At 37.6% G+C, this 12,630-nt stretch carries 11 protein-coding genes and 2 tRNA genes; 7 read left to right on the top strand and 6 right to left on the bottom strand.

Annotated features, from left to right (window positions below):
• The first annotated feature begins 2 nt into the window (after window positions 1-2).
• Complete coding sequence (locus tag AC23ME_RS00820) at window positions 3-665, top strand: gluconate 2-dehydrogenase subunit 3 family protein (protein WP_487725852.1); 663 nt, start codon at window positions 3-5, stop codon at window positions 663-665.
• A gap of 207 nt (window positions 666-872) precedes the next feature.
• Here AC23ME_RS00820 and trpC read toward each other — a convergent pair whose 3' ends face one another.
• The 4 genes from trpC to AC23ME_RS00800 form a co-directional block, all read right to left on the bottom strand.
• Complete coding sequence (gene trpC / locus AC23ME_RS00815; protein ID WP_487725851.1) at window positions 873-1,655, bottom strand: indole-3-glycerol phosphate synthase TrpC; 783 nt, start codon at window positions 1,653-1,655, stop codon at window positions 873-875.
• 81 nt (window positions 1,656-1,736) lie between these two features.
• A complete protein-coding gene (locus AC23ME_RS00810; RefSeq protein ID WP_487725850.1) occupies window positions 1,737-2,339 on the bottom strand; it encodes an anthranilate synthase component II in 603 nt (200 codons plus the stop codon).
• A 72-nt stretch (window positions 2,340-2,411) separates the two neighbouring features.
• Window positions 2,412-3,815 carry an anthranilate synthase component I family protein gene (locus AC23ME_RS00805; protein WP_487725849.1) on the bottom strand — a complete coding sequence of 468 codons (1,404 nt, stop codon included), beginning with the start codon at window positions 3,813-3,815 and terminating at the stop codon, window positions 2,412-2,414.
• A 245-nt stretch (window positions 3,816-4,060) separates the two neighbouring features.
• Entirely contained in the window at window positions 4,061-4,510 is a 450-nt protein-coding gene (locus AC23ME_RS00800) for a cytochrome B (protein ID WP_487725848.1), read from the bottom strand.
• A 251-nt stretch (window positions 4,511-4,761) separates the two neighbouring features.
• Here AC23ME_RS00800 and AC23ME_RS00795 point away from each other — a divergent pair, with 251 nt between their 5' ends.
• The 3 genes from AC23ME_RS00795 (at window position 4,762) to AC23ME_RS00785 (ending at window position 9,698) form a co-directional block, all read left to right on the top strand.
• On the top strand, window positions 4,762-5,160 hold the full coding sequence (locus tag AC23ME_RS00795; RefSeq protein WP_487725847.1) for a hypothetical protein: 399 nt from the start codon (window positions 4,762-4,764) through the stop codon (window positions 5,158-5,160).
• A 208-nt stretch (window positions 5,161-5,368) separates the two neighbouring features.
• Complete coding sequence (locus AC23ME_RS00790; protein ID WP_487725846.1) at window positions 5,369-8,404, top strand: amidohydrolase family protein; 3,036 nt, start codon at window positions 5,369-5,371, stop codon at window positions 8,402-8,404.
• Entirely contained in the window at window positions 8,397-9,698 is a 1,302-nt protein-coding gene (locus AC23ME_RS00785; RefSeq protein ID WP_487725845.1) for an amidohydrolase family protein, read from the top strand. The genes AC23ME_RS00790 and AC23ME_RS00785 overlap by 8 nt, the downstream gene beginning before the upstream one ends.
• A 329-nt stretch (window positions 9,699-10,027) precedes the next feature.
• On the opposite strand, the gene AC23ME_RS00780 is transcribed toward AC23ME_RS00785, so the two are convergent.
• A tRNA-Asp gene (locus tag AC23ME_RS00780) sits at window positions 10,028-10,172 on the bottom strand.
• Window positions 10,173-10,248: 76 nt separating this feature from the next.
• Window positions 10,249-10,358 (bottom strand) — tRNA-Asp (locus tag AC23ME_RS00775).
• Window positions 10,359-10,570: 212 nt separating this feature from the next.
• Here AC23ME_RS00775 and AC23ME_RS00770 point away from each other — a divergent pair.
• From AC23ME_RS00770 to AC23ME_RS00760, 3 genes are all read left to right on the top strand, one after another.
• A complete protein-coding gene (locus AC23ME_RS00770; RefSeq protein ID WP_487725844.1) occupies window positions 10,571-11,047 on the top strand; it encodes an Lrp/AsnC ligand binding domain-containing protein in 477 nt (158 codons plus the stop codon).
• Window positions 11,048-11,157: 110 nt separating this feature from the next.
• Window positions 11,158-11,538, top strand: coding sequence for a response regulator (locus AC23ME_RS00765; RefSeq protein ID WP_487725843.1), 381 nt, complete (start codon window positions 11,158-11,160; stop codon window positions 11,536-11,538).
• A 10-nt stretch (window positions 11,539-11,548) separates the two neighbouring features.
• A complete protein-coding gene (locus tag AC23ME_RS00760; protein ID WP_487725842.1) occupies window positions 11,549-12,622 on the top strand; it encodes a sugar transferase in 1,074 nt (357 codons plus the stop codon).
• Window positions 12,623-12,630 lie beyond the last annotated feature (8 nt).

Below are 12,630 nucleotides of genomic sequence, written 5' to 3'. Positions count from 1 at the left end.
GCATGAACAGAAGAGAAACCTTAAAAATGTTGGGCGTTGGCGCCATTTCTGCTACTGCTATAGTAAGTGGCTGTAAACCTAGCGAAGAAAAAAAGGAAGTAGTGACTGGCGATCCAGAATTTACCTACGACCGAGCTAAAGAAGAGATTGAAAGAGAAAAGGAACTACTGGCTCAAGGTAAGTTTTTCAGCAAAGAAGAAATGGCTACCATTACTATTCTGTCGGATATTATAATCCCAAAAGATGAAGTAAGTGGAAGTGCTTCTGAAGCCAAAGTTCCAGACTTTATAGAGTTTATTGTAAAGGATATGCCTTACCATCAAATTCCGATGCGGGGCGGTTTGCGTTGGGTGGATATGCAATGTTTAAATCGCTTTGGGAAACCTTTTCGCGAATGCAGCGAGAAACAGCAGATTGAGTTGGTAGATTTAATTGCTTACCCAAACAAGGCCCCAAAAGAAATGAGCCAAGGCGTAGCATTTTTTAACCGATTGCGCAATTTGGTAGCTTCTGGTTTTTATACTTCAGAAATTGGCGTAGCCGATATTGGTTATGCTGGTAATGCTCCAAACCAATGGAATGGTGTACCTGATGATGTGTTGAAGCAGTATAAGTTAGCTTACACAGAAAAGCAGTTGAAGGAATGTGTTTCGTTTGATAGTTAATTAGGTATTAGTAGTTAGGAACTAGGACTTAGGGAGTAGTCATCAGCCTCTGGCGCTATTATTATCCCTACCGTCATTGCGAGGCACGAAGCAATCTTAAAGGGAATAATTACTAATGTTGTAAGATTGCTTCGTGCCTCGCAATGACGAATTATACTTGAGACTTACGAAGTTTCTAAAGCTTCGTAAGTCTTTCTAAAATCTAACCTACAACTCCCCAACAAACTCCTTCATCGCCAAGCCTGGGTTCTCCGTTTTCATAAAGTTTTCCCCAATTAAAAAACCTTGAAAACCAACTTGCTTCAAATCTTTAATTGTCTGCGGATTGCTAATGGCACTTTCCGAGATCTTCAAAAACTCATTAGGAATTCTATCCACTAAATCGAATGAAGTTTGGATGTTAACTGTAAAATCTCCCAAGTTGCGGTTGTTTACGCCAATGGCATCCAAATGCGGACAAATGCTTCTTTCCAGCTCTGCTAAATCATGAACTTCCAGCAATACATTTAGACCTAAGCTTTGTGCAAACTTTCCATAATCAACAATTTGCTGAGGTGTTAAAATGGCTGCAATTAATAGAATGATATCAGCTCCCCAAGCCTTAGCTTCTAAGATTTGATATTCGTCAATCATAAAATCCTTCCTTAAGATTGGAATTTCATTTACGCTGCGGGCTTGTAATAAATCTTCTTTCTTGCCACCAAAAAAGTCAGTATCAGTAAGTACAGAAAGTGCCGAAGCACCAGCCGCATTGTAGGCTTGTGTGATTGCTTTTACATCGGCATTGCCATTAATTATACCTTTAGAAGGCGATTGCTTTTTGAACTCGGCGATAATACCAGTTCTATCATCGGCTAAAAGGAAATCCTTAAAACGATAGGGTGTTCTACGAAAAGTTGGATTACTTTCTAAGTCTTTTACGCTTACTTGCTGCTTAGCAAATGCAACTTCTTCTTTTTTTCGTAGAACGATTTTGTCAAGTATGTTCATATATAAGTAGTCGTCATTGCGAGGAAGAATGACGAAGCAATCTATTTAACAGATTCCTCGTTCCTCGGAATGACGGTAAAGTTAAAGAGTTAACCAATTTTTCATCATTTGCTTTCCTTCAGGTGTCAATACACTCTCTGGATGGAACTGCACGCCACAAACATCCAGTTCCTTATGCCTAACCGACATGATTTGTCCGTCTGCATCTACCGAAGTAACGGTCAAGCTCTCTGGTAAATTCGCAGGATCAACCACCCAACTGTGGTAACGACCAACTTCAAACGGAGCTGCTACATCTCTGAAAAGCAATTCGTTTTCAACGGTTTTGGTTACTGGTGTAGCAATGCCGTGCATTGGTCTACCTAAATTCAGCAAACTTCCACCAAAAGCTTCTGCAATAGCCTGCTGACCTAAACAAACCCCCATGATACTTTTTGTCGGGGCGTAAGTTTTAATCACCTCCAATAACAAACCCGCTTCTTCTGGTATTCCCGGTCCTGGAGAAAGTAAGATCTTATCGTATTTGGCTACATCCTCCAGTTCAAATTTATCGTTTCTCCAAACTTCGGTATCATAGCCTAATTCGTTAATTAAATGCACCAAATTATAGGTAAAACTATCGTAGTTGTCTATTACTAGCACTACGCTCTTGTCCCCCAATGGGGAAATAATTTTGTTATTCATATTATTAATTTACCACCAAGACACCAAAAACTCTAAGTTTTTCTTTGTGTACTTTGCGCCTTTGTGGTTAGTCTAAATTTCAACAGCCATTTCAATTGCCTTACGCAAAGCCGCAATCTTATTATTTACTTCGTTTAACTCTGTTTCGGCAACAGAATCAGCCACAATACCAGCACCAGCTCTGTAATGAAGCTTGTTATTCTTGCTCATAAAAGTCCTGATCATAATCGCATGGTTAAAATCATCATTGAAACCCATGTAGCCAATTGCACCTGCGTAAAAATTACGACCAAGGTTCTCATTTTCGTCAATCAATTGCATGGCTCTGTATTTTGGCGCACCACTTAAAGTTCCGGCAGGATAAGTATCTGCAACCACTTTAAACGAGCTTCCCTTATCTTGCAGTTGTCCGCTTACTTTAGAAACCAAGTGGATCAAATGCGAGTAATATTGTACTTCCTTAAAAGATTTTACCTCAACTTGCTTGCAATGGCGACTTAAATCGTTCCTTGCTAAATCAACCAACATTACGTGTTCTGCACTTTCTTTGGGGTCGTTTTCTAGAGCTTTTGCAATTTTTGCATCCTCTTCGTCGTTGCCGCTACGTTTAAAAGTTCCTGCTATTGGAAAGATATTTGCCGTTTCGTTTTTAATGGTAATCTGTGCTTCGGGCGATGAACCAAAAAGTTTGAAACTGCCATAATCGAAATAGAATAAATACGGCGATGGATTGATAGAACGTAAACAGCGGTAAACGTTAAACTCATCGCCTAAAAATCCTTGTGTAAACGCTCTTGATGGAACAATTTGGAAAACATCGCCACGGTAAATATGCTTTTTCAGCTTCTCTACCACATCAATAAAATCTTGATCGGTTAAGTTTGAGCTTTCTTCGCCGTTGGTACTAAAACCATACTCTGGGAAGTTTTTGTTCTGGATAATATATTCCATCTTGCTCAAATCATCACTTTCATCTTCGTTAAAAGTATTTTTAAACAGAGTGATTTCATTTTTAAAGTGGTCGATAGCAATGATGTACCTGTAAATATGGTACTGCATTTCTGGAATTTTATCTTCATCCGGAGTAGCCGAAGAAAACTTGATATCCTCGAAATATTGTACGGTATTCCAAGTGAAGTATCCAAATAGACCACTAGAGATGTGCTTCGAATCTGGAGAAGAAACGCGTTCGAATTTTCCTTTAAAAACAGTAATTTCTTCTGATAGATCGAAGTCTTTTTTTACTTCGGTTTTCCCATCTGGATAATTGATGTTCAACTCGCCATTTTTAAGGATAATTCCCGCTACAGGCTCAGCACACACATAACTCGTGGCATTTTCACGACTATGATAATCGGAACTTTCCAATAATATGGTATTGGTAAAAACATCTCTCAAACGCAGATAAATGCTAACAGGCGTGGTGGTGTCTGCTAACCTTTTCTTGCTGTAAGTATGTATTTTGTAAGTGTTCATTTTTTTATAAAATAAAAAACCCGACGTGTGGTTCCGTCGGGTTTGAATGTGGTTTAAGTTTAGGTTTAAGTTGATAAACTATTTCTTGCACGAGCCATTGACGAAACTTTCTTTCGAGTTAGTTCGCCAGTGCCAAGTGTTTGTTTTGTTAATCATTGTAAAGCAAATTTATAGAAAATGTTAAATAATCAAAATATTTTAGAAAATTTTCTCTGCCAAACCTAAAAATATTATGAAATATTCAATTAAGATATGCCGAATAATGTTCTTGATGGATCATTTTTTACCATCATAAAGATTGATCCAATAATTAAAATTAATGCAATACCGAAGAAAATAGCAATAGCTTTATGTTTTGCAACTGCATCAGCAATCTTTTTAGATTTCGAATTTCCAACAGTAATTAACACTACGGCTACAATCATAATCGCAATGTGTTCCATTTTCCAGTAACGATATACAGCTTCACTAGTTGGCCCTTTAGTAAACGGACTTAAGAAATACAAAACTAAACCAATTAACAACTGAATATGCGCACTAATTAAAGTGAAAACATTCAGCTTTCTATTACCTTCTGTATATCCTTTTTTGCCTAACCAGCCAGCTAATGCTTGGATAATTGCAACTACTAATAAAATTAATACTAAATAACGCCATCCTGAGTGCGCACTTTTTAAGATATTGTATAAGTTCATGTTTTGTCTTTTTATTTTTTCAAAAATAGGAATTTAATTGAGCGATTGTGTTAAGCGTAAATTTAGGGCGTAATTTATAATCGTTTTAATTTACAGCTTTGCATCCATTACTTGACTATTTTTTTACTTCCCTTCTCCTCAACTGATAATAATCCTAAAAAACGCACTTAACAAAAGAATAATCCAAACACATCGTTATATTAACTTTTTATATACATTTTTATGTTTGATACCTTTACAAAACGAATACTATGAAAAAGCTAATTGCACTAGGAGCTATACTAATTACATTAGGTGGCTGCAAGCCAAAATTACCATTTAAAATAGATTTTGAACTCGCTCCAGGTATCGTTATTGGACAGGAAAACTGCTCAAATGATCCATCAAAAAATGCATGGTTGATACAATTAACTAAACCTAGTGCTGGGGGTAGAACTTTCGGAAATGAAATTACCTATAACAATATAAAGTACGTAAATGTTGTAAAAACATATAATCTCGCGGACGCTTATAAAAACATTGGAAAAACCTACTCGTTTCACTTTTACTTAGATACAAGTCCTGTCAAACAACAATGTGAAGTACAAACTCCAATAACCTTTGATATTTTAAACATTCGAATAAAAGAAGTTGGTATTTTAGTTAATTGAACAAACTGTGGTATTTACTATCTCCATATTTTCGAAGGTAAAAATTTCAGCAAGTAACAGATAGAGATATTTCATTAACTCTTTTAAACAATATAAACTCAAAGCCATCCCAGAATAGGGGATGGCTTTATTGTAAAAAGTAAGTTAATCTTGTAATTGCTCCTAATTTATAAATAGCTTTAAGCAATAATTCTAAACTTTAACTAACATGAAGAAAATTTTACTAGCGTTAGCGTTGGTATTTTCTACTGTATTTGCATTTGCGCAACAAACTTATCCAGTAAATGGTTCTTATGATGTGCGGTCGGGGCAATATGCCTTTACCAATGCAACTATTGTGGTAAACGCTAACCAAACTATTAGCAATGGCGTGTTGCTAATCAAAAACCAGGTCATCCAATCTGTGGGTACTGGTACGTCAATTCCAAAAGGATATGTAGTCATTGACCTCAAAGGAAAATACATCTATCCTTCATTGATTGATGCTTTTACAAGCTACGGAGTTCCTGTAGATGCCAGTGCTGCACAACGTGGCGGCTTCGGCGGACAGCGTCAATCTATCTTCACTTCACAGAAAAAAGGACCTTACAATTGGAACGCAGCTATTCGCCCAGAAACAGAAGTAAGAACTATCTTTTCTATCGATACTAAAAAAGCGGACGATTTACGTAAGGCTGGTTTCGGTAGTGTGAATGTAATTAACCGTGATGGTATTGCTCGTGGTACTTCGGCTGCGGTTACTTTGAACGATGAATTTGAGCACAAGGTAATTTTGAAAGACCAAACTGCGGCAAATTATTCGTTCAGCAAAGGAAGTTCTACTAACGATTATCCAACCTCTTTAATGGGTTCTATCGCTTTATTGCGCCAAACTTATTTAGATGCAGCTTGGTATAAAGGTCAAAAAGAAGAATACAACATCTCGTTGGATGAATTTAATAAGCAACAAAACTTACCCCAAATCTTTGAAGCTGATGGATGGCAAAACATTCTTCGTGCCGATAAAATTGGAAAAGAGTTTGGCAAGCAATTCATCATCAAATCTAATGGCGATGAATACCAACGTATAGATGCGGTTAAAGCAACTGGCGCTAGTCTGATTATTCCAATCGCTTATCCGAAAGCTTATGATGTGGAAGACCCAGCAGAAGCTAGAAACGTTACTTTGGCGCAAATGAAAGCTTGGGAAATGGCGTCGTCAAATCCTGGGATTTTAGAAAAAGCTGGAATTAACTTCGCTTTAACTTCTTTTGGTTTAGATAACACTCGTGAGTTTTGGGCAAATATCCGCACCGCGATAGAAAGTGGATTGACCGAGAAACAAGCATTATTGGCAGTGACTGAAACCCCCGCGAAAATGTTGGGCATTAGCGATAAGGTAGGTTCTTTGGAGAAAGGTAAATTAGCTAACTTCTTAATTACGTCAGATAATTTATTCAAAAGCACTAATATCATCCACGAAAACTGGGTGCAAGGCAAACGTTACGTAGTAAACAAAATGGACGTAAGCGACTTGAAAGGTGTTTACAATTTGAACGTTGATGGCGTTGGTTCGCTAACTTTAAAAATCACTGGACCTACTGCAGCTTCAATTGAAAGAACTGGTGCTGACAGCGTTAAAACTACAGCAACTTTAGGTCGCAACGGCGATTGGATTACTTTGAGCTTCAACTTAAAGAAAAATCCAAAAGGTGATGTTCGCTTAACAGGATACATTTCTTCGGAAGCACCAATTGCTATGAAAGGCGAATCTGCATTAAGTGATGGTTCGGAAGGCAAATGGACAGCAACTTTCAAAGAAGCTGGAAAGGAAGCTCCAAAACGCGACGAACAAAAACCTGCTTTGGCAGCAAATGCACCTTTAGTTTATCCGTTCCAATCTTTTGGTAACGAAGTACAGCCACAAGCAGAAAGCGTATTGCTAAAAAATGCAACGGTCTGGACTAACGAAAAAGAAGGCATCCTGCAAAATGCAGATGTACTTTTAGAAGGTGGAAAAATTAAAGCAGTAGGCAAAAACTTAGCTGCGGGTTCGGCAAAAGTAATTGATGCTACTGGCAAACACGTAACTACAGGTATTATCGATGAGCACTCGCATATTGCGGGTACAGGTGGTATCAACGAAGGCGCACAATCTGTTTCTTCTGAAGTTCGCATTGGCGACATCATCAACTCTGAAGATGTCAATATTTATCGCCAGTTGGCGGGTGGTGTTACTACTTCGCAAATTCTACACGGTTCGGCAAATCCAATCGGTGGTCAATCTCAATTAATTAAATTACGTTGGGGTAAATTACCTGAAGAGTTGAAATTTGCTGGCGCTGATGGTTTCATTAAATTCGCTTTAGGAGAGAACGTGAAACAAAGTAACTTCGGTTCTGGTCAGCGTTTTCCGGTAACTCGTATGGGTGTAGAGCAAACATTTGTTGATGCTTTTACTCGTGCTAAAGATTACGAAACTGCTTTAAAAGTAAAAGGCAATAATGTACGTAGAGATTTAGAATTAGATGCTTTGGTAGAAATTCTTAACAACAAACGTTTCATCACTTGTCACTCTTATGTACAGTCAGAAATTAACATGTTAATTCATGTTGCTGATAGTTTGGGCTTCAAAATCAACACTTTTACGCACATTTTAGAAGGTTATAAAGTGGCTGATAAAATGAAAGCTCATGGTATTGCAGCATCAACTTTCTCAGATTGGTGGGCTTATAAATTTGAGGTAGCGGAAGCAATTCCTTACAACGGAAAAATTATGCACAATGTGGGTATCACCACTGCATTTAACTCTGATGATGCTGAGATGGCTCGTCGTTTAAATCAGGAAGCTGGTAAAGCGGTATTGTATGGTGGTGTTTCGGAAGAAGATGCTTTCAAATTCGTAACCTTAAACCCGGCTAAAATGCTTCACATCGATAACAAAGTGGGAAGTTTAAAAGCTGGTAAAGATGCCGACGTAGTAGTTTGGTCTGATAATCCACTGTCAATTTATGCAAAAGCAGAAATGACTTTCGTAGATGGTGTTTTATATTGGGATATCGAAAAAGATGCTCAAAAATTGAAACAACAACAAGTTGAAAGAGCTAGACTAGTTCAAAAAATGTTAGATAGTAAAAATAAGGGAGGAAGAACTCAGCGTCCAATGGGTAATACTTCTACATTATACAATTGCGAAACTGCGAGCGATTTCTCAAACGGTTTCGAAGCAATTCATTCAGAAGAAGGAGGACATCACCATGAATAAGAAAATTTTAACCTTGTTTTTAGCGCTTGCGGCAAGTGCATCTGCATTTGGGCAGGCCAATATTTCTCCGGCCAAAGTACAATCCAAAAAAGCGATTTTGATGGGTGCTGTCATCCATGTCGGTAACGGACAAGTTATCCAAAATGGCTACATGACTTTTGAGAAAGGCAAAATTACTGGCGTTGGCGATGCAACTGTTGTAAAATTGGCGCTTACAGATGCTGATGTGATTGATGCCAATGGAAAGCACGTTTATCCTGGCTTTATCGCTCCGGTAAATACTTTGGGTTTGGTAGAGTACGAGTCAATCAAAGCAACTTTAGATTTTCAAGAGATTGGAAATTTAAATCCGCATATCAGGTCGTTAGTAGCTTACAATACTGACTCTAAGGTGCCAGCAACTTTACGTAGTAATGGCGTTTTAATGGCGCAGATTAGACCAAGCGGTGGTGCTGTTTCTGGTAGTTCTTCTATTGTTCAGTTAGATGCTTGGAACTGGGAAGATGCTGCCATAAAAACCGATGATGGTATGCACGTGAACTGGCCGGCTACACCTCGTTTCAGAGGTTTTGCAAGACCTGGTTTTTCTGCGGAAGCAATGGCTGAGCGTACGCAAGCTGCAATTGCAGAATTGAACAGTTTCTTCGCAGAGGCAAAAGCGTACAATGAAGGTGCTAAACCTGCTGAAACGAATACTCGTATGGCAGCAATGGCGAAACTTTTCAAAGGCGAGCAGAAGCTTTACATCAGCGCAAATACTCAAAAGGATATTGTTGCTGCGGTAAATTTTGCGAAGAAATTCAACATCACTCCAATAATTATTGGTGGTAGCGATGCTTATTTAGTTACTGATTTCTTAAAGCAAAACAATGTTCCTGTAATTGTAAATCAGCCGCACTCTTTGCCCGGTAATATAGACGATGATGTGAATATGCCATACAAAAACACAGCAATTTTATTTAATGCTGGCGTTACTGTAGCGGTAAGTATCAACGATTTTTGGCAGCAACGTAACTTACCTTTTATGGCAGGTACGGTAGCAACTTGGGGCTTAGATAAAGAAAAAGCTTTGCAGACCATTACCTTAAATACCGCTAAAATTTTAGGTATTGATAAAACTACTGGAAGTTTAGAGGTAGGCAAAGATGCTACATTCTTCGTTTCTACTGGCGATGCGTTGGATATGAAAACCAATAAAATCGAAAAAGCTTTTATTCAAGGTAGAGATATCAACCTAGATAACTTACACAAGCAATTGGATAAGAAGTTTAGCGATAAATATACAATTAAGTAATTGTTGCACGTTGGCGGGGACGTCAACGTGTGCTTCCATTGCCGATGTTGGCGTCCTCGCCAACATTGAAAAAATCAAGTTAAAGGCGGGTGTTTATCACTCGCCTTTTTTATTAGATTTATTTTTCACTCAAGGATGTTTTGAAATATTGATAGCTAATTAATCAAAAAAATATATAAATGATTATTTCGTACATTTGAACCTGCGTTCGTAAGTGCTCACTTCGAGAAATAATGAAATGCAAAGTTTGGTCTTTGAAAAAATAATGAAAATAAAAAAAGCGATTCAATCCAGAACCGCTTCCTTAACTAACTTATTATTTATAAAAATGGCTGTTGGGGAAGGAGTCGAACCTTCAAGGGGTAGTTAGCTACAGTTCAAAAATTAATTTGTGGTCAACCCATAAACTGCGTTTGTCCCATGATCCCCACCACCGAGACAAGGAGGTGTGTCTGCCAATTTCACCACCCAACATTTTGTTTAGTTTTACAGTTTTCAGTTTCCAATTGGCAGTTAAAACTGCAAACTGTTTACCGAGAACTGTTCACTGCTGTAGGGGAAGGAGTCGAACCTTCATAGAGTGGTTGTACCGTTGCCGGATTTCCCATTTCCTCTACCACCGAGACAAGGAGGTGTGTCTGCCAATTTCACCACCCTACATTTTGTTTGTTATTTCAAGTTTCAGTTTCCAATTGACAGCTGTCAATACTGCAAATTATTTGTTGGTAACTGTAAATCGCTTATGCCCTCTGGCGTTTGCTTGAAACAAATATAGAACAATTAAATAGTTTATTGCAAATTTATTAATGATTTAATTTTATTTTTATTATATTTTCATTTATATTTATAAATAGTTAACAAAAATGTAATTTATGCTTAAAAAGGAAACTCAAAATTTAGAAATTGATAACCTCGACATTCAGATACTTACCCAGCTGATGGCCGATGCTACTAAACCATATACAGAAATTGCCAAAGAACTGATTGTTTCTGGAGGAACCGTTCATGTAAGAATGAAAAAATTGGCTGATATGGGTATCATTAGAGGATCACATTTAATTATCGACCCAAGAAAAGCTGGTTATGATATTACTGCCTTTTTAGGTATTTATTTAGAGAAGGGTTCTTTATATAAGGATGCCGTAGATCAATTGAGTAAGATTAAAGAAGTGGTAGAATTGCATTACACCACTGGAGCCTATAGTATGTTCGCTAAAATTACTTGTAGAGACACCGATCATCTACGTCATGTGTTAAACGAAGAAATACAGGCAGTTAAAGGTATCCAGCGTACAGAAACGCTTATTTCTTTAGAAGAAAGTATTAAACGCCAAATTGAACTTATTTAGTGTAAAAAGTACTCTAATATCACAAAAAGGAGTAAAAATTGAGTTTTTATTAATAGATTAGTTCCGTACTAATTGTTGTAGCAATTTGCCCAAGCAACACATTTCTAGGTATGAGGATAGGCCAAGACAAAAAACTGATTTTACTCGTTGATGATGAGATAACCGTATTGAAACTTTTGGAGTTCATCCTTAAGAAAGATTACGAGTTGGTTATTCATAATAATGGGTTGGAAGCCATCAGTTGGATGGATGAAGGAAATATGCCAGATTTGATCATATCAGATTTGGAAATGCCTTATGTAGATGGGCTCGATTTTGTACGTAGTTTAAAAACCAGCGGCTATTATCGAGATATCCCAATCATCTTGCTTTCGGCGGCTTATTCTTTAGAAGACTTAGCTGAAAAACTACCTTATAATTTCAATTTATTAATGCCTAAGCCTTTTAACCCTGCAAAGTTAAAAGAGAGTATTCAAACCCTATTAAACTAGCCCATCCGATATGCAAGAAAACAGCTCATTTGGCATGCCGCAGTCTAGAGTTAATGTGATATACTATGCCAATTTATACGATGCAGATATTGTTGCTGCATTTGGAAACGGCGGAACTGCAAAAAAGGCGAATAGCTTTATTAACCTTTACGAAATTGTAAGCAAATTGTCGGTTTACGAGCTCGATGTAAGTGTTTTATTGGAAGTACAGCCGGGCCAAATTAACGAAGCGCTTGGACTTGTCGAAACACTCAGGAAAAACTGGTTGAGTAGAAACTTAGTGGTCATCTTCTTGTTAACCGAAAAGGATCCTGCGGCAACAGCAGCAGCTTTCGAAGCTAGAGTTGCAGACTGTTATTCTCCGTCGATATCCTTTGCAGATGTAAAACTGCGTATCCAATTCTTGTCTGCCTACAAAATTTTAAACGAGCAGTTAAAGAATTTACCAGAAGCTCCATTAAAACAATATAAAGCTCCCTTCTTAAAACGTTTCTTAGATTTAGGGATATCAGTTACCGCACTTATTTTGTTAAGTCCATTCTTTTTAATCATCGCTATCTTAATTAAGCTAGATTCTAAAGGGCCTATTTTTTACACCAGTAAGCGTGTAGGAACCGGTTATAAAATATTCGATTTCTATAAATTTAGATCGATGCGTGCCAATGCCGATAAGGAAGTTGAAGCTTTAAAAGCAACTACGGCAAACCAATATGGCGATTCTGCGTTTTTCAAAATGAAGGATGATCCTCGGGTGACCAAACTGGGTAATTTTTTACGAAATTCGAGTATAGATGAGCTTCCGCAACTATTTAACGTAGTTAAAGGCGATATGTCTATTGTAGGAAATAGGCCTTTGCCATTGTATGAGGCAGAGCAGTTAACTACCAATGAATGGTCTATGAGGTTTCTTGGCCCTGCCGGAATTACCGGACTTTGGCAAATTATTAAAAGAGGGAAAAGTGATATGTCTGATCGTGAACGAAAGAAACTGGATAACTTCTACAATAAGAAGTTTTCGGTTTGGTTAGACTTGAAAATTATTTTTATGACTGTGCCTGTGCTTTTCCAAAAAGAAAAGGTATAAATGAGAAA

The organism is Pedobacter sp. T50_32 (genome assembly GCF_057652195.1).
The sequence above is the reverse complement of the archived record's forward strand: the minus strand, read 5'-3'. Positions and strand labels throughout refer to the sequence as shown.

Bases quoted from the DNA above. Each gene is read 5' to 3' on its own strand.
- AC23ME_RS00810 (WP_487725850.1), bottom strand. From the start codon at position 2,339: ATGAATAACAAAATTATTTCCCCATTGGGGGACAAGAGCGTAGTGCTA.
- AC23ME_RS00820 (WP_487725852.1), top strand. From the start codon at position 3: ATGAACAGAAGAGAAACCTTAAAAATGTTGGGCGTTGGCGCCATTTCT.
- AC23ME_RS00800 (WP_487725848.1), bottom strand. From the start codon at position 4,510: ATGAACTTATACAATATCTTAAAAAGTGCGCACTCAGGATGGCGTTAT.
- AC23ME_RS00795 (WP_487725847.1), top strand. From the start codon at position 4,762: ATGAAAAAGCTAATTGCACTAGGAGCTATACTAATTACATTAGGTGGC.
- trpC (WP_487725851.1), bottom strand. From the start codon at position 1,655: ATGAACATACTTGACAAAATCGTTCTACGAAAAAAAGAAGAAGTTGCA.
- AC23ME_RS00785 (WP_487725845.1), top strand. From the start codon at position 8,397: ATGAATAAGAAAATTTTAACCTTGTTTTTAGCGCTTGCGGCAAGTGCA.
- AC23ME_RS00765 (WP_487725843.1), top strand. From the start codon at position 11,158: ATGAGGATAGGCCAAGACAAAAAACTGATTTTACTCGTTGATGATGAG.
- AC23ME_RS00790 (WP_487725846.1), top strand. From the start codon at position 5,369: ATGAAGAAAATTTTACTAGCGTTAGCGTTGGTATTTTCTACTGTATTT.
- AC23ME_RS00805 (WP_487725849.1), bottom strand. From the start codon at position 3,815: ATGAACACTTACAAAATACATACTTACAGCAAGAAAAGGTTAGCAGAC.
- AC23ME_RS00770 (WP_487725844.1), top strand. From the start codon at position 10,571: ATGCTTAAAAAGGAAACTCAAAATTTAGAAATTGATAACCTCGACATT.
- AC23ME_RS00760 (WP_487725842.1), top strand. From the start codon at position 11,549: ATGCAAGAAAACAGCTCATTTGGCATGCCGCAGTCTAGAGTTAATGTG.